The organism is Bacillus sp. 204(2023) (assembly GCF_037027505.1).
Taxonomy (GTDB): domain Bacteria; phylum Bacillota; class Bacilli; order Bacillales; family Bacillaceae; genus Bacillus; species Bacillus subtilis.
In genome coordinates this window covers 1-1,011 of sequence record NZ_JAXCHE010000021.1, presented here as the reverse complement: position 1 = coordinate 1,011, position 1,011 = coordinate 1, and the positions used below count along the sequence as shown (strand labels likewise).

The 1,011-nt window shown below is 48.0% G+C and carries 6 tRNA genes and 2 rRNA genes; all 8 read left to right on the top strand.

Annotated elements, in window-relative coordinates:
- Window positions 1-10: 10 nt before the first annotated feature.
- Window positions 11-126, top strand: a 5S ribosomal RNA gene (gene rrf / locus WA279_RS20690).
- 43 nt (window positions 127-169) lie between these two features.
- Window positions 170-244: transfer RNA gene (locus tag WA279_RS20685), tRNA-Asn, on the top strand.
- Window positions 245-246: 2 nt separating this feature from the next.
- A tRNA-Thr gene (locus WA279_RS20680) sits at window positions 247-319 on the top strand.
- A 60-nt stretch (window positions 320-379) separates the two neighbouring features.
- Window positions 380-454: transfer RNA gene (locus WA279_RS20675), tRNA-Gly, on the top strand.
- A 31-nt stretch (window positions 455-485) separates the two neighbouring features.
- Window positions 486-562, top strand: a tRNA-Arg gene (locus tag WA279_RS20670).
- Window positions 563-589: 27 nt separating this feature from the next.
- Window positions 590-666: transfer RNA gene (locus tag WA279_RS20665), tRNA-Pro, on the top strand.
- Between the two features lie 8 nt (window positions 667-674).
- Window positions 675-750: transfer RNA gene (locus tag WA279_RS20660), tRNA-Ala, on the top strand.
- A gap of 172 nt (window positions 751-922) precedes the next feature.
- A 16S ribosomal RNA gene (locus WA279_RS20655) occupies window positions 923-1,011 on the top strand; the annotation flags it as partial.

The following is a 1,011-nucleotide window of genomic DNA, read 5'->3' as shown; positions in this document are numbered from 1 at the left end:
TCTCAATTTGTTTGGTGGCGATAGCGAAGAGGTCACACCCGTTCCCATACCGAACACGGAAGTTAAGCTCTTCAGCGCCGATGGTAGTCGGGGGTTTCCCCCTGTGAGAGTAGGACGCCGCCAAGCAGATATTAATTCTACCATGTTTGTTTATGAAGCTTTATATTATTCCGCAGTAGCTCAGTGGTAGAGCTATCGGCTGTTAACCGATCGGTCGTAGGTTCGAATCCTACCTGCGGAGCCATTGCTTCCATAGCTCAGCAGGTAGAGCACTTCCATGGTAAGGAAGAGGTCAGCGGTTCGAGCCCGCTTGGAAGCTTTATTGAATGTATTATTACCAAGGTTTCTCATAAGGAGAAAGCTTTTTTTATTGCGATATGCGGAAGTAGTTCAGTGGTAGAACACCACCTTGCCAAGGTGGGGGTCGCGGGTTCGAATCCCGTCTTCCGCTCCATATATCCCAACGGGATATTGTAAATTGAATTGCGCCCGTAGCTCAATTGGATAGAGCGTTTGACTACGGATCAAAAGGTTAGGGGTTCGACTCCTCTCGGGCGCGCCATATCTTTTAATAGAATAGATAGGGAATCGGGAAGTAGCTCAGCTTGGTAGAGCACATGGTTTGGGACCATGGGGTCGCAGGTTCGAATCCTGTCTTCCCGACCATTTTTTACGGGGCCTTAGCTCAGCTGGGAGAGCGCCTGCTTTGCACGCAGGAGGTCAGCGGTTCGATCCCGCTAGGCTCCACCAAAAGTTTTTTGAAAATGTTGTTGACTTTGAAGAAGTGACGTTGTATACTAATAAAGTTGCTTTAACAAAGCGGACAAACAAAATGATCTTTGAAAACTAAACAAGACAAAACGTACCTGTTAATTCAGTTTTTGAAAATCGCACAGCGATGTGCGTAGTCAGTCAAACTACTTTATCGGAGAGTTTGATCCTGGCTCAGGACGAACGCTGGCGGCGTGCCTAATACATGCAAGTCGAGCGGACAGATGGGAGCTTGCTCCC